The organism is Streptomyces swartbergensis, assembly GCF_002148965.1.
Taxonomy (GTDB): Bacteria; Actinomycetota; Actinomycetes; order Streptomycetales; family Streptomycetaceae; genus Streptomyces; species Streptomyces swartbergensis.
Map to the genome: position 1 here is coordinate 16,519 of NZ_NGFN01000029.1, position 26,482 is coordinate 43,000.

General features: G+C 71.9%; 23 protein-coding genes and 1 tRNA gene. 13 read left to right on the forward strand and 11 right to left on the reverse strand.

The genetic code is table 11. The features are described from left to right. The first annotated feature begins 110 nt into the window (after positions 1-110). On the forward strand, positions 111-1,094 hold the full coding sequence (locus CA983_RS07555; RefSeq protein WP_020276825.1) for a PAC2 family protein: 984 nt from the start codon (positions 111-113) through the stop codon (positions 1,092-1,094). Between the two features lie 667 nt (positions 1,095-1,761). Here the strand turns inward: CA983_RS07555 and mshC are convergent. The 4 genes from mshC to CA983_RS07575 all read right to left on the reverse strand — a co-directional run bounded on the left by mshC (position 1,762) and on the right by CA983_RS07575 (position 5,235). Next, positions 1,762-2,991 carry a cysteine--1-D-myo-inosityl 2-amino-2-deoxy-alpha-D-glucopyranoside ligase gene (gene mshC / locus CA983_RS07560; protein ID WP_086600094.1) on the reverse strand — a complete coding sequence of 410 codons (1,230 nt, stop codon included), beginning with the start codon at positions 2,989-2,991 and terminating at the stop codon, positions 1,762-1,764. A 94-nt stretch (positions 2,992-3,085) separates the two neighbouring features. After that, positions 3,086-3,916, reverse strand: coding sequence for an SCO1664 family protein (locus CA983_RS07565; RefSeq protein ID WP_208636914.1), 831 nt, complete (start codon positions 3,914-3,916; stop codon positions 3,086-3,088). After that, positions 3,880-4,470 (reverse strand): DUF3090 domain-containing protein, encoded by a 591-nt coding sequence (locus CA983_RS07570; RefSeq protein ID WP_086600096.1) that lies wholly within the window; start codon positions 4,468-4,470, stop codon positions 3,880-3,882. The genes CA983_RS07565 and CA983_RS07570 overlap by 37 nt, the downstream gene beginning before the upstream one ends. Positions 4,471-4,548: 78 nt before the next feature. Next, positions 4,549-5,235: a histidine phosphatase family protein gene (locus CA983_RS07575; RefSeq protein WP_059419380.1), complete on the reverse strand. Its 687-nt coding sequence runs from the start codon at positions 5,233-5,235 to the stop codon at positions 4,549-4,551. A gap of 61 nt (positions 5,236-5,296) precedes the next feature. Here CA983_RS07575 and corA point away from each other — a divergent pair, with 61 nt between their 5' ends. Further along, complete coding sequence (gene corA / locus CA983_RS07580; RefSeq protein ID WP_086600097.1) at positions 5,297-6,292, forward strand: magnesium/cobalt transporter CorA; 996 nt, start codon at positions 5,297-5,299, stop codon at positions 6,290-6,292. 11 nt (positions 6,293-6,303) lie between these two features. On the opposite strand, the gene CA983_RS07585 is transcribed toward corA, so the two are convergent. Together CA983_RS07585 and CA983_RS07590 are read right to left on the reverse strand one after the other, a co-directional pair. Then, positions 6,304-7,092, reverse strand: a complete 789-nt coding sequence (locus tag CA983_RS07585; protein WP_086600111.1) for a hypothetical protein — start codon at positions 7,090-7,092, stop codon at positions 6,304-6,306. Positions 7,093-7,370: 278 nt separating this feature from the next. Next, on the reverse strand, positions 7,371-8,426 hold the full coding sequence (locus CA983_RS07590; RefSeq protein WP_086600098.1) for an LLM class F420-dependent oxidoreductase: 1,056 nt from the start codon (positions 8,424-8,426) through the stop codon (positions 7,371-7,373). A 169-nt stretch (positions 8,427-8,595) separates the two neighbouring features. On the opposite strand from CA983_RS07590, the gene CA983_RS07595 reads away from it, so the two are divergent. Then, positions 8,596-9,582 carry an aldo/keto reductase gene (locus CA983_RS07595; RefSeq protein WP_086600099.1) on the forward strand — a complete coding sequence of 329 codons (987 nt, stop codon included), beginning with the start codon at positions 8,596-8,598 and terminating at the stop codon, positions 9,580-9,582. Then, entirely contained in the window at positions 9,579-11,936 is a 2,358-nt protein-coding gene (locus CA983_RS07600) for an ATP-dependent DNA helicase (RefSeq protein WP_086600100.1), read from the forward strand. Before CA983_RS07595 ends, CA983_RS07600 begins: the two co-directional genes overlap by 4 nt. 64 nt (positions 11,937-12,000) lie before the next feature. Here CA983_RS07600 and CA983_RS07605 read toward each other — a convergent pair whose 3' ends face one another. After that, entirely contained in the window at positions 12,001-12,705 is a 705-nt protein-coding gene (locus CA983_RS07605; RefSeq protein WP_086600101.1) for a hypothetical protein, read from the reverse strand. Between the two features lie 47 nt (positions 12,706-12,752). Between CA983_RS07605 and CA983_RS07610 the strand changes: the two genes are divergently transcribed. Continuing rightward, positions 12,753-12,941 carry a DUF5703 family protein gene (locus CA983_RS07610; protein ID WP_010045410.1) on the forward strand — a complete coding sequence of 63 codons (189 nt, stop codon included), beginning with the start codon at positions 12,753-12,755 and terminating at the stop codon, positions 12,939-12,941. 116 nt (positions 12,942-13,057) lie between these two features. On the opposite strand, the gene CA983_RS47115 is transcribed toward CA983_RS07610, so the two are convergent. The 3 genes from CA983_RS47115 to CA983_RS07625 all read right to left on the reverse strand — a co-directional run bounded on the left by CA983_RS47115 (position 13,058) and on the right by CA983_RS07625 (position 15,886). After that, positions 13,058-14,047, reverse strand: coding sequence for a chaplin (locus CA983_RS47115; RefSeq protein ID WP_086600102.1), 990 nt, complete (start codon positions 14,045-14,047; stop codon positions 13,058-13,060). A 129-nt stretch (positions 14,048-14,176) separates the two neighbouring features. Continuing rightward, positions 14,177-14,410, reverse strand: a complete 234-nt coding sequence (chpH, locus tag CA983_RS07620; protein WP_086563975.1) for a chaplin ChpH — start codon at positions 14,408-14,410, stop codon at positions 14,177-14,179. A gap of 150 nt (positions 14,411-14,560) precedes the next feature. Further along, entirely contained in the window at positions 14,561-15,886 is a 1,326-nt protein-coding gene (locus CA983_RS07625) for a M20/M25/M40 family metallo-hydrolase (protein WP_086600103.1), read from the reverse strand. 195 nt (positions 15,887-16,081) lie between these two features. On the opposite strand from CA983_RS07625, the gene CA983_RS07630 reads away from it, so the two are divergent. The 4 genes from CA983_RS07630 to CA983_RS07645 all read left to right on the forward strand — a co-directional run bounded on the left by CA983_RS07630 (position 16,082) and on the right by CA983_RS07645 (position 22,158). Next, positions 16,082-16,166, forward strand: a tRNA-Leu gene (locus tag CA983_RS07630). 325 nt (positions 16,167-16,491) lie between these two features. Then, the gene (locus CA983_RS07635) at positions 16,492-20,358 is read left to right on the forward strand and encodes a Pls/PosA family non-ribosomal peptide synthetase (protein WP_086600104.1); all 3,867 of its coding nucleotides are present in this window, start codon (positions 16,492-16,494) and stop codon (positions 20,356-20,358) included. 68 nt (positions 20,359-20,426) lie between these two features. Next, positions 20,427-21,770: a M1 family metallopeptidase gene (locus CA983_RS07640; protein ID WP_086600105.1), complete on the forward strand. Its 1,344-nt coding sequence runs from the start codon at positions 20,427-20,429 to the stop codon at positions 21,768-21,770. Between the two features lie 13 nt (positions 21,771-21,783). Further along, on the forward strand, positions 21,784-22,158 hold the full coding sequence (locus CA983_RS07645; protein WP_086600106.1) for a YchJ family protein: 375 nt from the start codon (positions 21,784-21,786) through the stop codon (positions 22,156-22,158). Positions 22,159-22,164: 6 nt separating this feature from the next. Here CA983_RS07645 and CA983_RS07650 read toward each other — a convergent pair whose 3' ends face one another. Beyond that, a complete protein-coding gene (locus CA983_RS07650; protein ID WP_086600107.1) occupies positions 22,165-22,866 on the reverse strand; it encodes a FadR/GntR family transcriptional regulator in 702 nt (233 codons plus the stop codon). Between the two features lie 137 nt (positions 22,867-23,003). Here CA983_RS07650 and CA983_RS07655 point away from each other — a divergent pair, with 137 nt between their 5' ends. The 4 genes from CA983_RS07655 to CA983_RS07670 all read left to right on the forward strand — a co-directional run. After that, complete coding sequence (locus tag CA983_RS07655) at positions 23,004-23,522, forward strand: gluconokinase (RefSeq protein ID WP_086600108.1); 519 nt, start codon at positions 23,004-23,006, stop codon at positions 23,520-23,522. A gap of 51 nt (positions 23,523-23,573) precedes the next feature. Next, entirely contained in the window at positions 23,574-24,971 is a 1,398-nt protein-coding gene (locus CA983_RS07660) for a GntP family permease (protein WP_086600109.1), read from the forward strand. Positions 24,972-24,984: 13 nt separating this feature from the next. Next, on the forward strand, positions 24,985-25,749 hold the full coding sequence (locus CA983_RS07665; RefSeq protein WP_086600110.1) for an SDR family oxidoreductase: 765 nt from the start codon (positions 24,985-24,987) through the stop codon (positions 25,747-25,749). A 20-nt stretch (positions 25,750-25,769) separates the two neighbouring features. After that, the coding region (locus tag CA983_RS07670) for an alcohol dehydrogenase catalytic domain-containing protein (RefSeq protein ID WP_086600112.1) at positions 25,770-26,482 on the forward strand (713 nt) is incomplete at its 3' end.

Below are 26,482 nucleotides of genomic sequence, written 5' to 3' on the forward strand. Positions count from 1 at the left end.
GATCGCGGGGCAGTGATGGGGTCACTCCCCCTGCAAGGGGGCTGCGGGCGCCCCCTTGGCACGCCGTAAGGTTGGGGGGTACGCGAGGGCACGTCGGAAGGAGGCGCTGGGTGATCGAGCTCGAGGGGGTTCCCGAGCTGATCGACCCGGTCATGGTGGCCGCGTTCGAAGGCTGGAACGATGCCGGCGACGCCGCCTCCACCGCGGTCGCGCATCTGGACAGGGAGTGGAAGGGCGAGGTCTTCGCGGCGCTGGACGCCGAGGACTACTACGACTTCCAGGTCAACCGCCCCACGGTGTTCATGGAGGCCGGCGTCCGCAAGATCACGTGGCCGACGACAAGGTTGTCGGTGGTCCGGGTCGGCGGGGACAAGCCACGCGACCTGGTCCTCGTCCGGGGTATCGAGCCGTCCATGCGATGGCGGTCGTTCTGCAACGAACTGCTCGGCTTCGCGCACGAACTCGGCGTGGAACTGGTGGTCGTCTTGGGCGCCCTGCTCGGTGACACCCCACACACCCGTCCGGTTCCGATCAGCGGGACGACGTCCGACCCGGACCTGGCCCGCCGCATGGACCTGGAGGAGACCAAGTACGAGGGGCCCACGGGCATCGTCGGCGTCCTTCAGGAGGCGTGCACCCACGCGGGGGTGCCGGCCGTCTCCCTGTGGGCAGCCGTACCGCACTACGTCTCGCAGCCACCCAACCCGAAGGCCACGCTGGCCCTGCTGAACCGGCTGGAGGACCTGATCGACGTGCGCATCCCACTGGGCGAACTGCCCGAGGACGCGCGCGCCTGGCAGGTCGGCGTGGACCAGCTGGCCGCCGAGGACAGCGAGGTCGCCGAGTACGTCCAGTCGCTGGAGGAAGCCCGGGACACCGCCGAGCTCCCCGAAGCGTCGGGCGAGGCGATCGCCCGCGAGTTCGAGCGCTATCTCCGCCGCCGCGACGGCGGCGGACCGACCGCCTCCGGCGGACACGCCACGGCGGACGGCAGCGACAGCACGTCGTACCTGCGGGACAACCCCAGCGGCCGCACACGCCCACCGAAGCCGCCCAAGCCGGGCACGGACGACGAGGAGTCGTCGGAGGACTGAGGGGCGCCCGTCGGGCACGACGAGGAGGGGCGCGTCGCGGCGACCGCGTTCCTGACCCTCGCCCACGGCGGGGCCGCCCGCGCCGGACGACGGCGAGCGGGCGCGCGGCGACCTGGAGGAGTTGGGGGCGCGGCGGGAACGCGCTCGCAGCCCTCGCAGCCTGCCGGGGCGCCACCGCGGCACCTCGCCGCCATGCCGCCGTCGACGCCGAGCAGGCCGGAGACGCCACCGAAGCCGGCACAGCACACCAGGGCCCAACCCAGCACCTCGCCGCCAGGCCGCCAGGCCGCCAGGCCGCCGACAACGACGAGCCGGCGGGATGCGCCGGGAGCCCGCACAGCCTGCAGGGGTTCCGCTGCCGCACCTCACCACTAGCGAAACGGTGACCGCGAGCGGGCGCCTGGGACCAGGGGACGCGCACGCAGCCCTCGCCGCCTGCCGCGGCCCCGTCACAACACCTCGCCACCCATGCCGTCGGCGACGAGCATGCGGCGCGCGGCGCGGCGGTGGCCGGTAGCCGGGTCGTGCTGCCCATGCCGTCGACGGCGACGAGCGGACAGCAGGCGCACGCAGAGCCCAGCCGACCCGCCGGCGCCACACCACAACACCCGTGCACGCCAAAGGGGGCGTCTCCCGCTCGGGAGGCGCCCCCTCGGTCTGTTGTCGGTTACAGCGCGACGCCGAGCAGCGCGTCCACCGCGCGGGAGACCACCCCGGGGGCGCCCTCGTCCGTGCCGCCGTGCTGCTCCTGCTGGGCGGTCCAGCGGTCGACCGCGGTGAGTGCGGCCGGGGCGTCCAGGTCGTTCGCGAGGGCCTCGCGGATCTGCTCCACGAGCGCCTCGGCCGAGGGCCCGTCGGGCCGGGAGACGGCGGCCCGCCAGCGGGCGAGCCGGGCGACGGCGTCCTGGAGGACCTGGTCGGTCCACTCCCAGTCCGCGCGGTAGTGGTGGGAGAGCAGGGCGAGCCGGATGGCGACCGGGTCGACGCCGTCGCGCCGGAGCTTGGAGACGAAGACCAGGTTGCCCTTGGACTTGGACATCTTCTCGCCGTCGAGGGCGACCATGCCGGCGTGCACGTACGCCTTGGCCATGGGGAACTCGCCGGTGAGGGCCTGGGCGTGCGAGGCGCCCATCTCGTGGTGCGGGAAGGCCAGGTCGGAGCCGCCGCCCTGGATGTCGAAGCCCATGCCGAGGTGGTCGAGGGCGATGGCCACGCACTCGATGTGCCAGCCGGGCCGTCCACGCCCGAGCGAACCGCCGTCCCAGCTGGGCTCGCCTTCCCGGGCCGCCATCCACAGCATCGGGTCGAGCGGGTTCTTCTTGCCCGGCCGGTCCGGGTCGCCGCCGCGCTCGGCGGACAGCAGCCGCATCGCCGCGGCGTCCAGCCCGGAGACCTTGCCGAAGTGCGGGTCGGACTCGACGGAGAAGTACACGTCGCCTTCGAGTTCGTACGCCGCGCCCATGTCGCGCAGCCGCTCGACGAGCGGGACGATCCCGGGTATCGCCTCGACGGCGCCTATGTACTGCCGCGGCGGCAGCATCCGCAGGGCCGTCATGTCCTCGCGGAAGAGGGCCGTCTCCTGCTCGGCGAGCGCGGCCCAGTCGATGCCGTCGCGCTGCGCCCGCTCAAGGAGCGGGTCGTCGACGTCGGTGACGTTCTGGACGTAGTGAACCTGGCGCTTGGTGTCGAGCCACACGCGCTGCACGAGGTCGAACGCGTTGTAGGTCGCCGCGTGTCCTATGTGGGTGGCGTCGTACGGGGTGATGCCACATACGTAGATACGGGCGACGGGACCGGGGTCGAGGGTGACCAGACCGCCGGTCGCGGTGTCGTGGATCCTCAGGTCGCGGCCCTGACCAGGCAGGGCGGGGACCTCGGAAGCGGGCCAGGCATGCATGCCTTGAGCCTAACCGGACTGAAGTTCCATATACGAATGGGAGCGGGCCGGACGGCCGAGAAGGCGCTCTTGCGTGTGCTCGGCGTCTGTGCTGCTACACGGGTGGCCAGGGAATCGCCGGCCACTCCCCGCTCGGCTCCGGATGCTTCCCCGAGGCGAGCAGCGCGGCGACGCGCGCGCGTGTGGCGTCGATCTCCGCGCCGGTGATCAGCGGCTGGAGCCGGGCGGTGAGGGGGCCGCCCTCCGCCAGGTCCTTCCTGAGGCGTTCGAGGACGTCGACGGCCTCCCGCGTGAGGGGCTCCCCCGCCCACCCCCACAGCAGGGTCCGCAGCTTGTTCTCGACGTTGAAGGTGACCCCGTGGTCGATCCCGTACAGCCGTCCCTCGCCGGTCGGCAGCAGGTGCCCGCCCTTGCGGTCGGCGTTGTTGACGACGGCGTCCAGCACCGCGAGCCGCCGCAGCCGCTCGTCGTCCGCGTGCACGAGGAGCGCGGTGCGGCCCTCGCCGACCTCGGCGAAGCCGATCGCCTTCCAGCCCGGCTCCGGTTCCTCCCCGTCGACCAGCGCGAGCAGCTCCGCCTCCGGCGCCGCCTCGACCCACAGCTGGCACATGCCCTCGCCGTAGGGGCCGTCCCGCAGCACCGTGGGCGGGACCAGGCCCCAGCCGGTCGCCTCGGAGACCTCGTACGCGGCGACCTCGCGCTGAGCGAGCGTCCCGTCGGGGAAGTCCCACAGGGGCCTCTCCCCGGCGACCGGCTTGTAGATGCAGGCCGCTTCCCGGCCGTCGTGGGACACCGTGCAGTACAGGGCCGCGTTGGACGCCTCACGGATGCGTCCGCGCACGGTGAGTTCGCCCCGGGCGAGCAGTTCGGCGGCGTCCGGAGGAGGTGTCACGCTCCGCGGCGGTATCCGTTCTGGCGCGGACATACGTGTCCTTCCGGGTCGAGCGGGAGGCTGCACAGCGGGCACGGCGGCCGCCCGGCGTTGACGATGTCGAGGGCACGCTTGGCGAAGGCCCTGGCCTGCGCGCCGGTGAGCCGGACCCGCAGCATCGGGGGCCCGTTCTCCTCGTCCTGGAGCAGCCGTTCCTCGGCCTCGGCGAGGTCCTCCTCGGTGTCGGCGTCAAGCTCGACGAGCGCCTGCGCCTCGACGATCATCAGCTGCTCCTCGCCGTCCCAGGCGAGCGCCATGGTGCCGACCCGGAACTCCTCCTCGATGGGGGTGTCCAGCGGAGCGGTGTCGGTGATCTCGGACGGTGCGACGGCGGGGACGGCGGCACTGCCTCCGCTACGGCGTACGACCTCGTCGAGCAGTTCGTCCATGCGTTCGGCGAGCGCGGCGACCTGGGTCTTCTCCAGGGCCACGCTGGTCACCCGGGAGCCTGCGGAGGCCTGGAGGAAGAACGAACGGCGCCCGGGCAGTCCGACCGTGCCGGCCACGAAACGCTCCGGATGGTCGTAGAGGAACACCTGACGGGACACGTCCTGTCTCCATTGGAATCGTGGGAACCGTGTGACCACGGCACTGCTGCGACCGCTTCACCCTACTGCGGCCGACGATCACGGTGCGCCCGCACCACCCCCGACGGGGGCCTCCTCGCCCGGGGGTTCCTCGCGCGGCACCAGGGACGTGAAGTCGCCCGTGTCGCCGAGGCGGACGAGAAACGGTCGCAGTCGTGTGTAGCGGATCGCCGTGATGGAACACGGTTCAACGGAAATCCGCTGGAAGAGGTCCAGATGAAGTCCGAGTGCGTCCGCGACGAGCGACTTGATGATGTCGCCGTGCGAGCACATGAGGTAGACGGCGTCGGCGCCGTGGTCGCGCTCCACGCGCGCGTTCCACTCGCGTACGGCCTCGGCGGCGCGGGTCTGCATGGCCCGCATGGACTCCCCGCCGGGGAACGCCGCCGCGGAGGGGTGCGCCTGCACGACCTCCATCAGGGGCTGGTCCTTCAGCTCGTCGAGCTTGCGTCCCGACCAGTCGCCGTAGTGGCACTCGCCGATGCGCTCGTCGGTGTGCGGGGTGAGTTCCGGCCGGGCCTGGAGAAGGGGCCGGATCGTTTCCTGGCAACGCTGGAGCGGGCTGGTGACGATCTCGGCGAGGGGCAGCTCGGCGAGCCGCCCGGGCAGCGCGGCGGCCTGCGCCGCGCCGCGTTCGTCGAGGGCGACACCGGGCGTCCAGCCGGCGAGCAGTCCCTCGGTGTTGGCGGTGGAACGTCCGTGCCGGACCAGGATCAACGTGGGCATGCGGTCCAGCGTAGGCGCACGCGCGCGTACGGTGTCCTTCGAATGACGGGAGAGTCTCTTCGTGATCGTCGACTGTGCCATCTACCGCGACGGACACCGGTCGGAAGGGCCGGAGGACTTCTCCGACGCCCTGGGTGAGGCCCGTGCGGCGGGCGGTTTCGTCTGGATCGGGCTGCACGAGCCGACGGAGCGCGAATTCGACCATGTGACCCAGGAGTTCGGGCTGCATCCACTGGCCGTCGAGGACGCCCTCAAGGCCCACCAGCGGCCCAAGCTGGAGGTGTACGACGACTCGCTCTTCGTGGTGCTCAAGCCGGTGACGTACGAGCCGGAGACCGACACCGTCTCGGCCGGCGAGATCATGATCTTCCTGGGCGACTCGTTCGTCGTGACCGTCCGGCACGGCGAGGGCGGCCCGCTCAAGGCCGTACGGCACCGGCTGGAGCACGAGCCGGACCTGCTGGGCAACGGCCCCACCTCCGTGCTCTACGCGGTCGCCGACGCCGCCGTCGACCACTACCTGGACGTCGCGATGGAGTTGCAGGCTGACCTGGAGGGGCTGGAGGCGGAGGTCTTCTCCCCGGACGACGGGGGCTCGCGGCACACCGCGTCCCGGATCTACAACTTCAAACGGCAGGTCCTGGAGTTCCGCCGGGCGACCGGGCCGCTGGCCCTGCCGATGAGCCGGCTGGCGGGCACGGCGCCGTCCGCCGTGGCGGTGCCGTTCGTGGACGACCGGGCGCGGCCGTTCTTCCGGGACGTGAGCGACCACCTCACGCGCGTGAACGAGTCCGTGGAGAACCTGGACCGGCTGGTGTCGGACATCCTCTCCGCGCATCTGGCGCAGATGAGCGTCCGGCAGAACGACGACATGCGGAAGATCTCCGCGTGGGCGGCCATGGCCGCGATCCCCACGATGATCGCGGGGATCTACGGCATGAACTTCGAGCACATGCCCGAGCTGCGCTGGGAGTGGTCCTACCCGGTGCTGATCGCGGTGATGGCCGTTCTCGAGGTACTGGTGTTCCGGCTGTTCAAGCGCCGGGGCTGGTTGTAGCCGGGGCCGTCTCAGGCGAACTCGGGTGCCGCGGACGCGGGTCCGCCGAGGGCGTCGCGGCGCTCGGGCATCTTCAGCGACACCATCCGGCGCCAGCCGCCCAGCCGTTCGTACGCGTACAGCGCGTGGATGCCCGCCGCGAGCACCGCCGACCTGGCCCTGGACCAGCCGAGGATGCGGCCCATGTGCGCCATGACCGCGAGGCTGACGTCCCGGTGGATCCGGATCTCGGCGAGCGCGCACGCGCGCAGGGTCCGCTGGATGGCCCGGCCGTGGCCCGCGTGGGCGAAGCGCAGCAGTTCCTCGTGGCAGTAGGAGAGGTGGTTGTCCTCGTCGTTGGAGATCTGCCTGACCGCGCGGCCGATGTCGGCGGCGTCGGCGAAGTGCTTGCGGAGCAGTTCCATCTGCTCGGAGGCGCGCTGCTCGGTGACCCTGCTGTGCGAGAGGTACGTGACGATGTCCTGGACCGTGAGCCGCTCGTCGCGCTTGAGCTTCTCGTGCGCGAGGCCGATGCCGTTCTTCTCCAGGAGCATGGTGTAGTCGGTCTCCGGCGGGACCGGGACGGGGTCGAGGCCGCGCTTCTTCATCAGGGCGTTGAAGATCCGGCCGTGCTTGTCCTCGTCGGCGCCGTGCCGGGTGATCTTGGGGGCGAGTTCCCGCTCGCTGTCGGGGACGAGCGCGGCGATCCGGGCGTTCTCCCAGCCGCCCTGGGACTCACCGCTCGCGGCGATGGAGCAGAACAGGGCGAAGGACTCGTCGTTGGCGAGGATCTCCTGGAACACACTCTTGGCCGAAAGCATCGTGAGCACCTCTCCCGCGCTCGGGCGCGTGCTGCGTGACTCCGCAGGATTCCGCAGAGAACGAGTCAAGTGCGGGGCGGCAGGTGGTGCAACAGGTACGTCGGGCAACTCCGCCGAATGGAGGACACGGGAGACCGGCATCGCCGCGGGCGGTCGTGCCACCGGAGCGAGGCAGATCCCGGCGTAACCGCCGGGGGGCGCACGGCGTTGTTCCGCGTGACGGCCGTGGCGGGGAAGACCCCCGAGCCCCCACCACGGCCGCAGACAACTCCGCCGGGTCAGGCGAGCCCGGCGCGCTCCAGGGCCTGAGTGCCGGCGCGGAGGGACGCGAGCCGCTCGTCGAGCGTGAAACCCGCCGGGGCGAGGCTCAGGGTGGTGACGCCGGCCTCCGCGTAGGCCTTCATCCGGTCCGCGATCCGGTCGACGGAACCGAGCAGCGTGGTCTTGTCGATCAGCTCGTGCGGTACGGCGACCGCGGCGCCCTGCTTGTCGCCGGACAGGTACTTGCCCTGGATCTCGGCGGCCTCCTTCTCGTAGCCCATGCGCTGGGCGAGCTGGTTGTAGAAGTTCTGCTTGGGGCTGCCCATGCCGCCGACGTACAGCGCGGTGTAGGGGCGGAAGGTGTCGGCGAGCGCGGCGACGTCCTTGTCGTCACCGACGGCGAGCGGGACGGTCGGGCAGACGTCGAACCCTTCGAGCGTCTTGCCGGCCTTCTCGCGCCCGGCGCGGAGGTACTTGATCGTGGTCTCTTCGAGGTGGTCGGCCGAGGGGAAGATGAGCAGCGCCCCGTCGGCGATCTCGCCGGTCTGCTCCAGGTTCTTCGGGCCGATCGCGGCGATGTACAGCGGGATGTGCTCGCGCTGCGGGTGCACGGTCAGCTTGATGGGCTTGCCCGGGCCGCCGGGCAGGGGGAGCGTCCAGTGCTGCCCCTCGTAGGACAGGCGCTCGCGCGTCATGGCCTTGCGGACGATCTCGACGTACTCACGCGTGCGGGCCAGCGGCTTGTCGAACTTGACGCCGTACCAGCCTTCGGAGACCTGCGGGCCGGAGACGCCGAGGCCGAGGCGGAAGCGGCCGCCGGAGAGGGAGTCGAGGGTGGCTGCCGTCATGGCGGTCATCGCGGGCTGGCGGGCCGGGATCTGGAAGATGGCGGAGCCGACGTCGATACGTTCGGTCTGGGCGGCGACCCAGGTCAGTACGGTGGCGGCGTCGGAGCCGTAGGCCTCGGCGGCCCAGCAGACGGCGTATCCGAGCCGGTCGGCCTCCTGGGCGACGGCCAGATTGTCCGCGTCCATTCCGGCACCCCAGTAGCCGAGGTTGATACCGAGCTGCATGCCGAATCCCCTTACCGATCAGTAACGTGCACGTGCGGAGACCTTAGCGTGCGGCTGTGCCGGGACTCAGCCGTGGGCTGTCGTGCCGGGCAACTCGCGGTCGGCCCCCCGGAAATCGGCTGTCCACAGCCCCCCACACGGAAGGTTCTGGCCAGTAATCTCGGCGTTCATGGAGCAGAGGCATCTCGGCCGCACCGGCCTGCGTGTGTCCCGGATCGGGCTCGGCACACTGACCTGGGGACGGGACACCGACGAGCACGACGCCGCGGACCTGATGAAGACGTTCTGGGAAGCGGGCGGGACCCTCGTCGACACCGCGGACGTGTACGGCGACGGAGAGGCCGAGTACCTGCTCGGCAGGCTCATGGACGGCCTGGTGTCCCGCCGGGACCTGGTCATCTCGACCAAGGCCGGCAGCGTGCCGGACCCCGACCGCCGCTTCGACACCTCCCGCGGCCATCTGCTCTCCGCGCTCGACGCCTCGCTCTCCCGGCTCGGCACCGACTACGTCGACCTGTGGCACGTGCACGCCTTCGACCCGGACACCCCGCTGGAGGAGACTCTCCAGGCCCTCGACCTGGCGGTCGCGAGCGGCCGGGCCCGCTACGCCGCCGTCTCCAACTTCTGCGGCTGGCAGCTGGCCAAGGCCGCGACCTGGCAGCTGGCGGCCCCCGGCACCCGGACCCGGCTGGCGGCCACGCAGCTGGAGTACTCGCTGCTCCAGCGGGGCGTCGAGCGCGAGGTGCTGCCGGCGGCGCTGGACCTGGGCATCGGGCTGCTGCCGTCCTCGCCGCTCGGACGTGGGGTGCTGACGGGCAAGTACCGGGGCGACACGACGCCGCCGGACTCGCGCGGTGCCTCGGAGCACCTCGCGCCGTTCGTCGCGCCCTATCTGGACGACACGGCGAGGCGCATCGTGGACGCCGTGACGACCGCGGCCGACGGTCTCGCGGTGACGCCGCTCCAAGTGGCGCTCGCCTGGGTCCGCGACCGGCCGGGGGTGGCCGCGCCCATCGTCGGCGCGCGCAACGCGCAGCAGCTCACGGCGGCATTGTCAGTGGAGACCCTTAGTCTTCCTGACGAGATCTGCCGGGCGCTCGACGACGTGTCGGCGCCCGTGCACCGCTATCCCGATCACGACTGGAGCACGCTGTGAGCACGGAGCCGGAGACCACGGAGGACGCCGAGCCGGGGACGCCGACCGGTGGTGCGGAGCCCGGGGGGACCGAGGAGGACACGGCCGGTTCCGGCGAGATGCCCGAGGCCGAGGGGACCGAAGGTGAGGCAGCCGCTGCTTCCGGTGAGGTGCCCGCAGCCGAGGGGACCGAAGGGGACGCAGCCGCTTCCGGTGAGGTGCCCGCAGCCGAGGGGACCGAAGGTGAGGCAGCCGCTGCTTCCGGTGAGGTGCCCGCAGCCGAGGGGACCGAAGGGGACGCAGCCGCTTCCGGTGAGGTGTCCGCCGCCGAGGCCGAGCTGCGGGCCCAGCGGGCCGAGCGGGAGCGTATCGAGCAGCGCAAGGCCGAGAAGAAGGCGCGGATCGAGGCCGGCACCAAGCTGAGCGGCAAGGCCGCCGATCTGCTCGCCGCCGTGCGGGCCGTGGAGAGCGGCGAGAAGCCGGTCGCCACCGTGTTCCAAGAGCCCGAGCCAGCCCCCCGGCGCTCCGCCCCGGAGCCGGTACGACGGTCGCAGCCGGTGGCCGCCGAGGCCGTCGCCGCGTCAACTCCCGCGCCGTCGGCGGTGCAGGCCGTGCGACAGGTGCTCGGCGCGGGCGGTGCCCCGGAGGCGCTCGCGCCGCAGGTGGCCGCGGCGCTGGGCGAGGGCGCGGACGAACTGCTGCGCGCGGACCCTTGGCAGTTGCTGCGGGTCGCCGGCGTGCGGTCCGAGCAGGCCGACGGGTTCGCGCGGGCCCTGCTCGGCACCGAGTGCCGTCCGGACGACGAGCGGCGGGGCCGGGCCGTCACCGTCTGGCTCCTGGAACAGGCGGCGCTGGCCGGGCACACCGCCCTGGAGATGCCGGCGCTCCTGGCGGCCCTGGCCCAGCGGGGCGTGCCGGACCCCGAAAGCGCCGTGCAGGACGCGATCGCGGAGGGCGAGGCGCTGGTCTTCCAGGACGCGCTGGAGGAGACCGGTGCCGCTCCGGCACCGGCCGGGGAAGAGGGCACGGAGGAGGACGAGGAGCGTCCGGTCCGTGTCCTGGTCGGCCTTGAGCGGTACGCGCTCGCGGAGGAGAGCCTGGCCGACGGTCTGGCCCGGCTGGTGAACTCGGTGCCCCAGCAGGACGGTTCGGCCGAGGACTGGGAGCGGATCGCCGCCGCGGCCCAGGGTTCGACGGGTGAGCTGCTCCGCGCGGTCGCCGCCCACGGCCTGGTCCTGCACACCGGCGGCGAGGCCTCCCTGACCGAGCCCGCGGCACTGCTGACCGCGGCGCACACCATCGGCCTGCGCGCCTGGGCCGCCACCCACGGCCCGATCGGCCGCACCCGCTTCGCGGCCCTGCTGCGCCGGTCCGGCACCGCGTCCGGCACCCCGTCCACCGACCCCCACTCCCCCACTGCCCACTCTCCCGTCGCCACCGTCGCCGGACTGCTCTCCGGCGCCGAAGGACCTGGCCGGGACGCCGACGGGGCGCTGGATCTCGATCTGCTGGTCGTGCTCGACGCGCCGCAGCTCGACGTCGAGACGGCCGCGCTGCTGACGGAGTCACTGCCGGACGGGGCGCGGCTGGTGCTGGCCGGGGACCCGGGGGTGCTGTGGTCCGTGGGTCCGGGCAGGGTGTTCGCGGATCTGCTCGCGGCGCGGATCTGCCCGCAGGTCGCTTCCCGGCAGCCGGATCCCGGGCCGCTGGGCGAGCTGGTCTCCGGTATCGGCATCGGCGAGCTGAACCAGGTCGAGGCCCCCGGCAAGGAGGTCGTGATCGTGCCGGTGCGGGACGCGGGCGAGGCCGTCCACCGGACGGTGCAGCTCGTCGTGGACTCGGTGCCGCGGGCGATCGGCGTACCGGCCGAGGAGACGCAGGTGATCACACCGGGGCACGGCGGTGCCGTCGGCACGCGTGCGCTCAACGCGGCGTTGAAGGAGCGGCTCAATCCGGGCCCGGGCCGCTTCGGCGGCTTCGACCCCGGTGACCGGATCGTCTACTCCCCCGTGCCGGGCCGTGCGCTGCCGGGCCGCGTGGTGAAGGCGGACGCCGAGGGGCTGCACCTGTCCTGCGAGGGCGAGGACGTCGTCGTACCGAAGGAGCGCGTGGAGCAGTCCGTGCGGCACGGCTGGGCGCTCACCGCGCACCAGGCGGTGGGGAGCCGGTGGCCCGCGGTGGTCGTGGTGCTGCCCGGCGATGCCGCGCGGGCCCTCAGCCGGCCGTGGGTCTACACGGCGTTCGGGCGGGCCGACCGCCATCTGTCCGTCGTGCACGGTGTGGACCAGGCATTGGCCAGGGCCGTGGCCGAGGTTCCGGCGAAGCCCCGCACGACCCGGCTTCCGGTGCTGCTCGCTCCGCAGATCAGCAGCTGACGACGACGGCGGTGGTCACGGGCCGGCCCCGTGACCACCGCCGTCGGGTGGCTGACGCGTGCGCTCAGCGGCGGTCCGCGTCCAGCGGCTCCAGGTCCTCGTCCTCGTCCAGATCGGTGTCGAGGTCCTCCTCCAGCTCTTCCGCGTCATCGTCGTCGTCGACGCCGATCTCGTCGTCGAACACGGCACTGACGTCGAAGCGGCAGACCACGCTCTGCGGATCGACCTGCTCGAACGGCGCCTCCAGCCACTCGCCGGGGTCGGCCGGTTCCTCGGCAGCCGTCACCCAGAGTGTGGAGTCGCCCTCCTCCAGACCGAACTCCTTGTGCCGGGAGGCGATCTCGTCGGGTTCGAACTCGCCGAAGAGGAGGCCGAGCGCACCATGGATCGTCCCGGAGGCGGCCGGGCCGTCCTCGCCCTCCGCGGACTCGATCCGCTGCGCCTGCGCGAGCAGCCGCTGCGGCTCCGCCACCGCGTAGTCGCGGCGGATCAGTACGCTCAGCGCGTTCGGTTCCTCGGGCCCGGTGTACGGGGGCAGCGCGTCCTCCGTACCGGGGATCTCGAAGGGTGTGACCTCGTCGTAACGGTCGTAGAGCAGTTCGTCGTACACCTCTGCGGCCGCGGCCAGCTGGTTGAACGCCTCGTAGACGGCCGGGTCGTCCTCCCCCGACCTGCGTTCGACCGCGGCCAGGTGGCGGTCGAGCGCGGTCTTGACCGCCTCGGCGGCGGCGCGTACCTCGGCAGCGGTGGGCTGCGCAGCATCAGACATAGTGCAGACGCTATCCGTACCAGGCCCCAGCCCGCACAATAGATGCGATGCCGGAATACGAATTTGTCGACGTGTACGTACCGCGCGGGGTCTCCCGCAAGGAGACGGCACGTCTGCTGACGGACCATGCCGAGTACGGACACTGGGAGTTGCACCGTCTGAGCCTGCTGCGCGACGGCAGCCGCAAGGTGCGGTTGCGCCGGCGGATCATCCGTCAGGTGCGGGCCACGTGGTGAGCTGAGACGGGGCACTGGGAGAAGGCACACACGGGAGCGGGCCCCGCATCGGCGGGGCCCGCTCCGTTTTCCGGGGCTGTCAGGCCTATCGGGGCTGTCAGGCCTTTCCGGGGCTGTCAGGCCGAGGTGCGCGCCTTGCGGTAGAGGATCGAGCCCGCGAGCAGTGCGCCCGCGCCGGCCGACAGGGCGAGGCCGAGCGGCAGGTCGCTGCCGGTGCTGGCGAGCTGGGCGTCGCCCTTGGGCTGGGTGACGAACTGGCTGCCCGGGTTGTTGCCGTGCGAGGAGCCGCCCGGCGTCTCGGTGTACGCGCCGGGCGGCGTGCCCGGGGTTCCGGCGTCGCCCGGGTCACCCGGGTTGCCGGGGCTGCCCGGGCCGCCCGGGTTCCCGGGATCGCCCGGATCGCCGGGGTTGCCCGGGTTTCCGGGGTCACCCGGGTTCCCGGGGTTGCCCGGGTTTCCGGGGTCACCCGGGTTCCCGGGGTTGCCCGGGTTCCCGGGGTCACCCGGGTTCCCGGGGTCACCCGGGTTCCCGGGGTTGCCCGGGTTTCCGGGGTCACCCGGGTTGCCTGGATTACCCGGGTTGCCAGGGTTGCCGGGATCACCCGGCTGTCCCGGGTTCTCGTTGCCGCCTCCGGGCGGGTTGCCGTGGTGCCCGCCGGAGCCGCCGTTCGCGCAGTCATTGCCCGTGCTGGAGTTGCCCACGCCGACGACGTCGACGGTGTTGCCGCAGACGTTCACCGGCGCGTGGATCGGCGCCTGGACGTGGTTGCCCGAGCCGACGCCGGGCGAGTCACTGGCATGGCCGCCGGCGTGCGAACCGCCGTTGCCGCCTGAATCGCCGTATCCCCCCGACGACGATCCACCGCCCTGGTTGGCGCACGAGTTGCCCACCGACGGGTTGAGGACACCGATCACGTTGACCGTGTTCCCGCACACGTTGACCGGCGCGTGCACCGGCGCCTGCACCGAGTTCCCGGACAGCACGCCGGGAGAGCCGGAACTGGAGCCCTGTGCGCCCGAGTCGGCGTGAGCGGAGCCGCCCGCGGCGGCGATCACGCCGGTCGCGGCCGCCACGGTCATCAGACCCTTGCGGGTGACCTGTCGCATTCCTGAATACCTGCCTTCGACCTGGCTCGAATTCTTCTCGAATTCCTCGAAAGAAGCGTTCGGTCCCGGAGCGCATGGCACGCGCTCCGGGACCGATGGCTTTGGACTCCCCTCAGCAAAGGGGAAGCGTCACTTGTTGACGCAGGTGTTGCCGAAGGCGGGGTTCAGCAGCCCGATCACGGAGACCGTGTTGCCGCAGACGTTCACCGGGACGTGAACGGGCACCTGAATGACGTTGCCGGACACGACACCCGGGGAGTGCACGGCGGCACCCTGCGCACCCGAGTCGGCGACGGCGAGGCCCGCGCCCGCGAGAACCAGCCCACCGGTGGCAGCCGCAGCAGCGACGACCTTCTTGATCATTATTCCTCCTAGTTGGCAAAGCGACCTATCTTGCGATCGCATTACCTGTAACGAAGAGGGAGTAATGAGGCTACGAGCTTATGGTCGCATTCACCCTTCCCAGTCGATCTCGCACACCCGGCCGAATAGCGGTGTTTCGCAGCGGCGGTTTCAGGACGCGTCGATGAAACGGTCGAGCACCCGCACGCCGAACTGCAGCCCCTCCACCGGCACCCGCTCGTCCACGCCGTGGAACATGCCGGCGAAGTCCAGCTCGGGCGGCAGCTTCAGCGGCGCGAAGCCGAAGCCCCGGATGCCCAGGTCGTCGAAGGACTTCGCGTCCGTCCCGCCGGAGAGCATGTAGGGGATCGCCTTGGCGGTCGGGTCCTCGGCCAGCAGCGAGGACTGCATCGCCTCCACGAGCGCCCCGTCGAAGGTGGTCTCGACGGCCTTGTCGGCGTGGACGTCCTCGCGCCGCACCTTGGGGCCGAGGATGCGGTCGAGGTCGGCGAGGAACTCCTCCTCGAACCCGGGCAGGAAGCGGCCGTCGACGTGGGCGGTCGCCTCGCCCGGGATGACGTTGACCTTGTAGCCGGCACCGAGCTGCGTGGGATTGGCCGTGTTGCTCAGGGTCGCGCCGATGAGCTTGGCGATGCCACCCAGCTTCGCGAGGGTCGACTCCATATCCTCCGGGTCGAGTTCGGTGCCGAACGCGTCACCGAGCTCGTCGAGGAAGGCGCGGGTGGTCTTGGTGACCCGCACGGGGAACTTGTGCCGCCCCAGCCGCGCGACGGCCTCCGACAGCTCGGTGATCGCGTTGTCCCGGTGGATCATCGACCCGTGCCCGGCCGTGCCGGCCACGGTGAGCTTCATCCAGTGCATGCCCTTCTCGGCCGTCTGGATCAGGTACAGCCGCCGCTCCTCGCTCACGGTGAACGAGAATCCGCCCACCTCACTGATCGCCTCGGTGACGCCCTCGAAGAGGTCCCGGTGGTGGTCGACGAGGTAGCGGGCCCCGTACGTGCCGCCCGCCTCCTCGTCCGCGAGGAACGCGAGGACGATGTCGCGCGGGGGCTTGCGCCCGCTGCGCATCCGGTCCCGGACGACCGCGAGGGTCATCGCGTCCATGTCCTTCATGTCGACGGCACCGCGGCCCCACACGCAGCCGTCGGCGATCTCGCCGGCGAAGGGGTGGTGGGTCCAGTCGTCCGCGTTGGCGGGTACGACGTCGGTGTGGCCGTGGATGAGGAGCGCGGGCCGGGAGCGGTCCTCGCCCTCGATCCGGGCCACCGTGGAGGCGCGGCCCGGGTGCGACTCGAAGATCTGCGGTTCGAGCCCCACCTCGGCGAGCTTCTCGGCGACGTACTCCGCCGCCTTGCGCTCGCCCGGACCCGAGTGGTCGCCGTAGTTGCTGGTGTCGATCTGGATCAGCTCGCGGCAGAGGTCCACGACCTCGTCCTCGCCGGTGACGTTCCTGGCCGTGTCCGTCTCGCTCACGTGCTTCCTCCCGGTGTCACTGCTGGTGGGTCCCCCTCATCCTCCCTCTCCCCGGCCCGCACCCCAAGACCGGTCCCGGCCCGTCACACGCCGTTCACGCCCGGCGGGGTGCGGGCGGGGGGTGATCGGTCACCCCGGAGAGCCTGGTAATGTTTACGTCGTCGCCACGGGGAGAACCCGCGCGACAGACACCTTGTCCGGGTGGCGGAATGGCAGACGCGCTAGCTTGAGGTGCTAGTGCCCTTTATCGGGCGTGGGGGTTCAAGTCCCCCCTCGGACACAGATCGAAAAGCCCCTCTCGTCGAGGGGCTTTTCGTCGTTACCGGGGAGGGAGGTCTCCCCTCAAGTCCGGTGCCTTCGACGCTCTTCGGGGGCGGCCGGGGGAAATGTGGGCGACATCTCGCCAGGCCGGGAGAAGCACAGGTGGGAGCCGGGGCGCCGGGCTCCGGGGCGTCTCCCGTTTGCCTCCCAGTGGCGGACATGACAGGGCGAAGTCACCCGACCACTAGAGTATTGGGCTTGTTCGCACCGGAACGGAACATCCCCAGGCAGACCTGCGGGCCCACCGGCGCCCCGGATGACCGGGTTCGAGACTCGAGGATCCGATGGCCGCCCTGCACGAAAGCCCTGACCTCACCGTGCTGGACCGGGAGTTGAGCACAGCTCCGAGCGACGTGGCCCGTTTCTCCGCCGGTCCCGCGGCCTCCCCCCGCACCCTGGTCGACATCTTCGAGGCGTCCGTACGTTCGTACCCCGACGAGCCCGCGCTCGACGACGGCCACCGGCTGCTCACCTACCGCGCGCTGGCGGTCGAGGTGGAGCACCTGCGGCAGCGGTTGGCCGCCGCGGACGTCGGGCTCGGGGATCGCGTCGGTGTCCGGGTCCCGTCGGGCACCAACGACCTGTACGTGGCGATCCTCGCGGTGCTGGCCGCCGGTGCCGCGTACGTGCCCGTGGACGCCGAGGACCCCGACGAGCGGGCCGATCTGGTGTTCGGCGAGGCCGGGGTGCGGGTGGTCATCGGGGCCGGTCACGAGCTGACTGCCGGCGGTGCCGCCGGTCATGCCGCCGCCCGGCCCGGTGCCGGGCACGACGCGTGGATCATCTTCACCTCCGGTTCCACCGGGAAGCCCAAGGGCGTGGCCGTCAGCCACCGCAGCGCCGCGGCCTTCGTGGACGCGGAGGCCGCCCTGTTCCTGACCGACGAGCCGATCGGGCCCGGTGACCGGGTCATGGCGGGGTTGTCCGTCGCGTTCGACGCGTCCTGTGAGGAGATGTGGCTGGCGTGGCGGTACGGCGCCTGTCTGGTGCCGGTGCCGCGCTCGCAGGTCAGGAGCGGTGCCGACCTCGGGCTCTGGCTGGTCGAGCAGGAGATCACCGTCGTGTCCACCGTGCCGACGCTGGCGGCGTTGTGGGAGCCGGAGACGCTCAACGACGTACGCCTGCTGATCTTCGGCGGGGAGGCGTGCCCTCCCGAGCTGGCGCAGCGTCTGGTGACCGAGGGCCGCGAGGTGTGGAACACCTACGGGCCGACCGAGGCGACCGTCGTGGCGTGCGCGTCGCTGATGAGCGGCGAGGAGCCGATCCGGATCGGACTGCCGCTGGACGGCTGGGACCTGGCCGTCGTGGACGAGGCCGGGGAGCCCGTGCCGATGGGCGGCAGTGGACAGCTGGTGATCGGCGGGGTCGGACTCGCCCGGTATCTCGACGCCGAGAAGGACGCGGAGAAGTACGCGCCGCTTCGGTCGCTGGGCTGGGAGCGGGCGTACCGCAGCGGTGACCTGGTGCGGGCCGAGCCGGAGGGGCTGGTCTTCCTCGGGCGGGCCGACGAGCAGATCAAGCTCGGTGGGCGCCGTATCGAGCTCGGTGAGGTGGACGCGGCGCTTCAGGCGCTGCCCGGGACGGCCGGCGCCGCCGCCGCGGTGCGGACGGCCCGCAGCGGCAACCAGCTCCTCGTCGGCTACGTCGTCACCCAGGACGGCTGGGACCACGCGGCGGCCGTCGAGCGGCTGCGCGCCGAACTGCCCGCGGCTCTGGTGCCGTTGCTCGCGCCGGTCGACGAGCTGCCGACCCGTACGTCGGGCAAGGTGGACCGGGACGCGCTGCCCTGGCCGCTGGACGGACTGGAGACGGGCGGCCCGGCCGAGCGCCTGTACGGCACCGAGGCCTGGCTCGCCGAGCAGTGGACGGACGTCCTCGGCATTCCGGTCACGTCGGCCTCCGACGACTTCTTCGTGATCGGTGGGGGCAGTCTGGCCGCCGCCCAGCTGACGACGAGGCTGCGCACGCGCTATCCGAGCGCCGCCGTCCTCGACGTCTACCAGCGGCCCGTCCTGCGGAAACTGGCCCGGCATCTGGAGGAGTCGGCGCAGGACGACGGGGTCCGGCGGGTCGTGGCGCCGGTGCCCAGGCGTGCCCAGCTCGTCCAGCTCCTGGTGCTGGTTCCACTTTTCACGCTGCTCGGGCTGCGCTGGACCGTGGTGCTCGCCGCGCTCGGGAACGTGCTGCCCGCCTACTCCTGGCTGCCGACGGCGCCCTGGTGGCTCGTCGCGGCCGGTGCCGTGCTGCTGTTCAGCCCGCCCGGGCGCCTCGCGCTCGCCGCGGGCGGGGCACGCTGGCTGCTGCGGGGGGTGCGGCCGGGCCGGTACCCGCGCGGCGGGAACGTCCATCTGCGGCTGTGGACGGCCGAGCGGCTGGCCGAGTTCAGCGGGGCGACCTCGCTGACCGGGTCCTGGCTCGAACGGTACGCGCGAGCGCTGGGCGCCAAGGTGGGGCAGGACGTGGACCTGCACTCGCTGCCGCCGGTCACCGGCATGCTCAAGCTGGGCCGGGGCGCGGCCGTCGAGTCCGAGGTGGACCTGTCCGGATACTGGCTGGACGGCGACCGGCTGGAGATCGGGCCGGTGAAGGTGGGCGCGCACGCCGTCGTCGGCACGCGCAGCATGCTCTTCCCGGGCGCGCGGGTGGGCAAGCGGGCCGAGGTGGCACCCGGTTCGGCGGTCACCGGGCAGATTCCCACCGGGCAGCGGTGGGCGGGCGCGCCCGCGGTCAAGCTGGGCCGGGCCAAGCGCAACTGGCCCAAGGAGCTGCCCGGGCGGGGCGCGTACTGGCGGGTGATGTACGGCGTGACGGGTTTCGCGCTGACCGCGTTGCCGGTGGTCTCGGCTGCTGCCGCGCTGCTGGTGGCGGGGCTGTTCGTCGGTCCGCACGCCGGGTTCGGTGCGGCCCTGCGCAGTGCCGTCGTCGCGCTGGTGCCGGCGACGCTCGCGTTCGGGCTGGCGTACGCGCTGCTGCTCGTGGCCGCCGTACGGCTGCTGAGCCTGGGGCTGCGGGAGGGCACGCACGCCACGCACAGCCGAGTGGGCTGGCAGGCCTGGACCGTGACACAGCTGATGGACCGGTCGCGGGACATGCTGTTCCCGCTGTACGCGGGGCTGGTCACGCCGGTGTGGCTGCGGCTGCTCGGGATGCGGATCGGGCGGCGGGCCGAGGTGTCCACCGTGCTGGCCCTGCCCAGCCTGACCACGGTCGGCGAGGGCGCGTTCCTGGCGGACGACACGCTGACCGCGCCGTACGAGCTCGGCGGTGGCTGGCTGCGGGTCGGGCGCGCGGAGATCGGCCGGCGGGCCTTTCTCGGCAACTCGGGGATGACCGCGCCGGGGCGGAGCGTGCCGGACGGTGGACTGGTGGGTGTGCTGTCGGCGACGCCGAAGAAGGCCAAGAAGGGCAGCTCGTATCTGGGACTGCCGCCGGTGCGGCTGCCGCGTGCCGCGTCGGGCGGCGACCAGAGCCGGACCTACGACCCGCCGGCGCGGCTGCTGTGGGCGCGCGGGCTGGTGGAACTCTGCCGGATCCTGCCGGTGTTCTGCTCGGCGGCGCTGGCGGTGGGGACGGCGGCGGCGCTGTGCGCGCTGGGCGGGTGGGCCCCCCTGCTGTCCGGTCTGGTGCTGCTCGGCGCGGGCTGCGCGGCGGGGCTCGTCTCGATCGCGGCGAAGTGGCTGCTCGTGGGACGGCATCGCGCCGGTGAGCACCCCTTGTGGAGCTCCTTCGTRTGGCGCAACGAGCTGGCGGACACCTTCGTCGAGGTGCTGGCCGTGCCGTGGCTGGCCGGTGCGGTGCGGGGCACACCGCTGATGTCGGCGTGGCTGCGCGGGCTCGGTGCGCACATCGGCCGGGGTGTGTGGGTCGACAGCTACTGGCTGCCGGAGACGGACCTGGTGACGCTCGGGGACGCGGCGACCGTGAACCGGGGCTGTGTGCTCCAGACCCACCTCTTCCACGACCGGATCTTGCGGACGGATACTGTGGTCCTCCGTGAGGGCGCCACTCTGGGCCCGGGCGGAATCGTCCTGCCCGGCAGCACCGTGGGGGCCCGCACCACGTTGGGTCCGGCGTCTTTGGTGATGGCCGCGGAGTCCGTGCCCGACGACACGCGCTGGCTGGGCAACCCGATCGAGGCATGGCGTCGCTAGGCGGGACCTCCGCGGGGCCGGGGGCCGATGGACGTCATACGAGCGCAGTGCAGGGAGCGGACGCAACAGTGGCGGTTCAGCAGTCAGTGGGTCAGGACCCGTACTTCCCGGGCAACGGTGACTTCCGGTACCGGGTGCATCGGTACGAGCTCACGCTGGACTACCGCCCCGCGCCGAACCGGCTGTCGGGAACGGCGCGGATCAACGCCATCGCGGGCCGTGGCCAGCTCACCGAGTTCCAGCTGAATCTCGCGGATTTCCGGGTGGGCCGGGTGAGGGTCGACGGCCGTGCGGCGCACTACACGCACCGGGGCGGCAAGTTGCGCGTCCGCCCCGCGAAGCCGCTGCGCGCCGGTGCCGCGTTCACCGTCGAGGTGCAGTGGTCGGGGAACCCCCGGCCGGTGAGCAGCCCCTGGGGCGGCCTCGGCTGGGAGGAGTTGGAGGACGGGGCGCTGGTGGCGAGCCAGCCGGTCGGGGCGCCGTCGTGGTACCCGTGCAACGACCGGCCCGCCGACAAGGCCTCGTACCAGATCTCGGTCACGACGCCGTCGGCCTACGCGGTGGTGGCCGGGGGACGCCTGCTCACCCGCACGACGAAGGCCTCGACGACCACCTGGGTGTACGAGCAGGCGGCGCCGACCTCCAGCTACCTGGTGGGGCTGTCGATCGGGAAGTACCAGACCGTACTGCTGGGCGACCCGGGCCCGGGCGGGGTGCCTCAGCACGGGCACATTCCGGCGCACCTGCTCCCCCGGTTCTCACGGGACTTCGCGCGGCAGCCCGCGATGATGGAGCTGTTCCAGGAATTGTTCGGGCCGTACCCGTTCGACGAGTACGCGGTCGTCGTGACCGAGGAGGAACTCGACGTCCCCGTCGAGGCGCAGGGGTTGTCGCTGTTCGGGTCCAACCATGTGGACGGGGCGCGGGGTTCGGAGCGGCTGGTCGCGCACGAGCTGGCGCACCAGTGGTTCGGCAACAGCGTGTCCATCGCCGACTGGCGGCAGATCTGGCTGAACGAGGGTTTCGCGAAGTACGCCGAGTGGCTGTGGTCGGAGCGCTCGGGAGGCCGCGGCGCCCGGCAACTGGCCGCCGCCGCACACCGGTCGCTGTCCGCGCTGCCGCAGGACCTCCGGCTCGCCGATCCGGGGCGGAAGTCGATGTTCGACGACCGCCTCTACCAGCGCGGCGGGCTCACCCTGCACGCGGTGCGGTGCGCCCTGGGCGACGACGCCTTCTTCCGCATGCTGCGCGGGTGGGCCGGGCTGCACCGGGGCGGGGCGGTGACGACGGCGGCCTTCACCGCGCACGTGGCGCGGTTCGCGGACGAGTCGCTGGACGAGCTGTTCGACGCGTGGGTGTACGGGACGGCACTGCCGCCACTGCCCTCGTCCGGGACGGGTGCGGCTGTCTAGGACAATGACCGGTATGAGTACGCGTTCCTGCCCGTGCGGCCTCCTGGTGGCCTACGGCGACTGCTGTGGGCGTTACCACTCCGGCTCCGCCGCCGCGCCGACCGCCGAGGCGCTGATGCGGTCGCGGTACTGCGCCTTCGTGAAGGGGGACGCCGGGTATCTGCTGCGGACGTGGCATCCGCGGACGCGGCCCGGGACGCTGGAGCTGGATCCGCGGACGCGGTGGACCGGGCTGGAGATCCTGGACACGAGTGACGGGTCGGCGTTCCACTCCGGCGGGACCGTGGAGTTCCGGGCGTCGTACCGGGGCGGCTCGCTGCACGAGCGGAGCCGGTTCGAGCGGGTCGACGGGGCCTGGGTGTACGTCGACGGTGAGTTTCTGCCGTAGCCGCCGCTACGGCGCCAGGATGTCGAGTTCCTGGAGGGCGCCGACGGTGATCTCGCGGGTCAGTTCCTCCGCGCGGACCGCGTCGCCCGCGCGGACCGCCTCGGCGACCTGGACGTGCAGGGTGACGGCGGCCGGGTCGGGGTCCTCGAACATCACGTCGTGGTGCGTGCGGCCGGCCAGGACCTCGGCGACGACGTCGCCGAGGCGGGCGAACATCTCGTTGCCGGAGGCGTCCAGGATGACGCGGTGGAAGGCCATGTCGTGGACGAGGTACTCCTCCAGCTTGTGACCGCGTGAGTTGGCGACCATGCCGAGGGCGCACTCGGTGAGTTCGGCGCACTGCTGGGACGTGGCGTGCCGGGCCGCGAGGCCCGCGGCGACCGGTTCGATCGCCGAGCGCAGGACCGTGAGGGAGCGCAGCTGCCGGGCGCGGTCCTTGCCGGCCAGGCGCCAGCGGATGACCTGCGGGTCGTAGACGTTCCACTCCGACATCGGGCGCACGGTCACGCCCACGCGGCGGCGGGACTCGACCAGGTGCATGGACTCCAGGACGCGGACCGCCTCGCGCATCACCGAGCGTGACACGTCGAAGCGCTGGGCGAGCTCGTCGGTCCGCAGGACACTGCCCGGCGGGTACTCGCCGGCCGTGATCTCGGGGCCGAGGGTGTCCAGTACGTGGCCGTGCAGCCCCCGGCCCGGTGTGCTCATGCACTCAGCGTACGGGGTAGATCACGGAGACAAAAAGTCAGACTTATTCGTCACGGACCCTTGAATTCGTCGTACCTAATGGGTTTCAGTTGCGTCGACATCACGTGTCGACGGAGACAGCAGACAGTGAGGCAGCGATGAACACCCCCCATGTCGTCGTGGTCATGGGCGTCGCCGGCACCGGCAAGACCACCATCGGTCCCCTGCTCGCGGCCCGGCTCGGCGTTCCGTACGCCGAGGGCGACGACTTCCACCCGCAGGCCAACATCGCCAAGATGTCGGCCGGTACCCCGCTCACCGACGAGGACCGCCGGCCCTGGCTGGACGCCATCGGCGCGTGGGCGCACGGGCGGGCCGGGCTCGGCGGAGTGGTCAGCTGCTCCGCGCTGAAGCGGTCGTACCGCGACCGGCTGCGGGCCGCCGCGCCCGGCGTGGTCTTCGTGCACCTCACGGGTGACCGCGCGCTCATCGAGGACCGGATGTCGCACCGGCAGGGGCACTTCATGCCCACGGCGCTGCTCGACTCCCAGTTCGCCACACTCCAGCCGCTCCAAGCGGACGAGGCCGGGGTCGACGTGAACGTCTCGGGCAGCCCGGAGGAGATCACCGAGCGGGCGGCGCTCGCCCTGGAAGACCTCCCCGAGCCCGTCCGGTAACTCCTGCTGGTCCCCCTCCCCCAGTCCCCTCCAACGCAAGGGAACCCACCCGTGACCAGACTCAGCGTCGAGATGCTGGCAGCGGACGCACCCGAGCCGATCACCTCGGCCGGCCACGCTCAGCTGGGCATCGCCGTCCTGGCGGGCATCGCCGTCATCGTCCTGCTCATCACCAAGTCCAAGCTGCACGCGTTCCTGGCGCTGACCATCGGGTCGCTGGCGCTCGGCGCGATCGCCGGGGCACCACTGGACAAGGTCCTCACCAGCTTCAGCACCGGCCTCGGCACCACGGTCGCCGGCGTCGGCGTGCTGATCGCCCTCGGTGCGATCCTCGGCAAGATGCTCGCCGACTCCGGGGGCGCCGACCAGATCGTCGACACCATCCTCGCGAAGGCCGGCGGGCGGTCGATGCCGTGGGCGATGGTGCTCATCGCCTCGGTGATCGGGCTGCCGCTGTTCTTCGAGGTCGGCATCGTGCTGCTGATCCCGGTGGTGCTGATGGTCGCCAAGCGCGGCAACTACTCGCTGATGCGGATCGGCATCCCGGCGCTCGCGGGCCTGTCCGTGATGCACGGCCTCGTGCCGCCGCACCCCGGTCCGCTGGTCGCGATCGACGCGGTCAAGGCCGACCTCGGCGTGACGCTGGCCCTCGGTGTCCTCGTCGCCATACCCACGGTGATCATCGCCGGCCCGCTGTTCTCGCGGTACGCGGCCCGCTGGGTGGACGTCCCCGCCCCGGACCGCATGATTCCGCAGCGTGCTTCGGAGGACCTGGAGAAGCGTCCCGGTTTTGGCGCCACGCTGTTCACGGTGCTGCTGCCGGTGATCCTGATGCTGGCCAAGGCGCTGGTGGACATCGTCATCGACGACCCGGAGAACCTGGTCCAGCGCGTCTTCGACGTCATCGGCGCCCCGATGATCGCCCTGCTCGCCTCGGTGCTGGTCGGCATCTTCACGCTGCTGCGGCCCGCCGGGTTCTCCAAGGAGCGGATCTCGCCGCTCGTCGAGAAGAGCCTCGGCCCGATCGCGGGCATCCTGCTGATCGTCGGCGCGGGCGGAGGCTTCAAGCAGACGCTGATCGACACCGGGGTGGGCCAGATGGTCCTGGACATCTCCAAGGACTGGTCGATTCCCGCGCTGCTGCTGGCCTGGCTGATCGCGGTGGCGATCCGGCTGGCGACCGGTTCGGCGACGGTGGCGACGGTCTCGGCGGCCGGTCTGGTCGCCCCGCTCGCGGCCGACATGTCGACCACGCACGCGGCCCTGCTGGTCCTCGCCATCGGCGCCGGCTCGCTGTTCTTCAGCCATGTCAACGACGCCGGGTTCTGGATGGTGAAGGAGTACTTCGGGCTGAGTGTCGGCCAGAACATCAAGACCTGGTCGGTCATGGAGACGATCATCTCGGTGGTCGCCGGCGGCATCGTCCTGCTGTTGTCCCTCGTGATCTAGGAGTGCCACGGCCATGACGGCTCACCCCCTCTTCGACATCAGCGGCCGCGCGGCCCTGGTGACCGGTTCCAGCCGGGGCATCGGACTCGCGCTCGCCCGTGGTCTGGCGGAGGCCGGCTGCGCGGTCGTCCTGAACGGGCGCGACAAGGACCGGCTCGCCGAGGCCGCGGCCGGGCTGCCCGGCGACCGGGTGCACACGGCGGCGTTCGATGTGACCGACGGATCGTCCGTGGCGGACGGGATCGCGGACGTCGAGGAGCGGGTGGGCCCGCTCGACATCCTCGTCAACAACGCGGGCATGCAACTGCGCGCGCCGCTGCTGGAGTTCACCGACTCCGACTGGCACCGGATCCTGAACACCAACCTGACCAGTGCCTTCCTGGTCGGCCGGGAGGCCGCGCGCCGGATGACGGAACGCGGCCACGGCAAGATCATCAACATCTGCTCGTTGCAGAGCGAGGTGGTACGGCCCGGGATCGCGCCGTACGCCGCCACCAAGGGCGCGCTGAAGATGCTCACCAAGGGCATGTGCGCGGACTGGGGTCCGAGCGGGGTGCAGGTCAACGGGCTCGGCCCGGGCTACATCGAGACGGAGCTGACGCGGCCGCTGGTCGAGGACGAGGAGTTCAGTGCCTGGGTGCGGCGGCGCACCCCGGCCGGCCGCTGGGGCCGCACCCAGGATCTGGTGGGCGGGGTGCTGTTCCTCGCCTCTCCCGCGGCCGACTTCGTCAGCGGGCAGGTGCTGTATGTCGACGGCGGTATGACGAGCGTGTTGTGACCACCTGCCGGGAGGCTGTGATGCTGGGTTGTGTGATCCACGGTCAGGGTGACCTGCGCGTGGCGGAGTTGCCGGTTCCCGAGCCCGGGCCGGGGCAGGCGCTGGTCGCCGTGCGGTACGGCGGGGTGTGCGGGTCCGATCTGCACTACTGGCGGCACGGCGGGGTGGGGGACTTCCGGCTCCGGGAGCCGATGGTGCTCGGGCACGAGGTCGTCGGGACGGTGGTCGGGTACGGTGCCGGCGCGTCGGGGCCGGCACCGGGTGCCGCTGTCGCGGTGCATCCGGCGACGCCGTGCGGGGTGTGTCCGGAGTGCTCGGGCGGTCGGCGGAACGTCTGCCGGGACACGCGGTATCTGGGAAGCGCCGCGCGCTTTCCGCATGTGCAGGGGGGATTCGCGGCGCAAGTGGTGGTGCCCTGCGAGCAGTTGCGGGCGTTGCCGGAGGGTCTGGAGCTGCAGCGGGCCGCGCTCGCCGAGCCGTTGTCCGTCGCTCTGCACGCGGTGCGGCGGGCCGGGGAGGTGGCCGGGCGTCACGTCCTGGTGACCGGGGCCGGGCCCATCGGGTGTCTCGTGGTCTCGGCGGCGAAGGCGGCGGGGGCGGTGCGGGTGACTGTCACGGATCTGCTGCCCGAGGCGCTGGAGTACGCGCGGATCGCCGGGGCCGGCACGGTCGTGCGGGCCGATGATCCCGACGACTCCGGGTGGCCTGAGGAGGTGGACGTGGCGATCGAGGC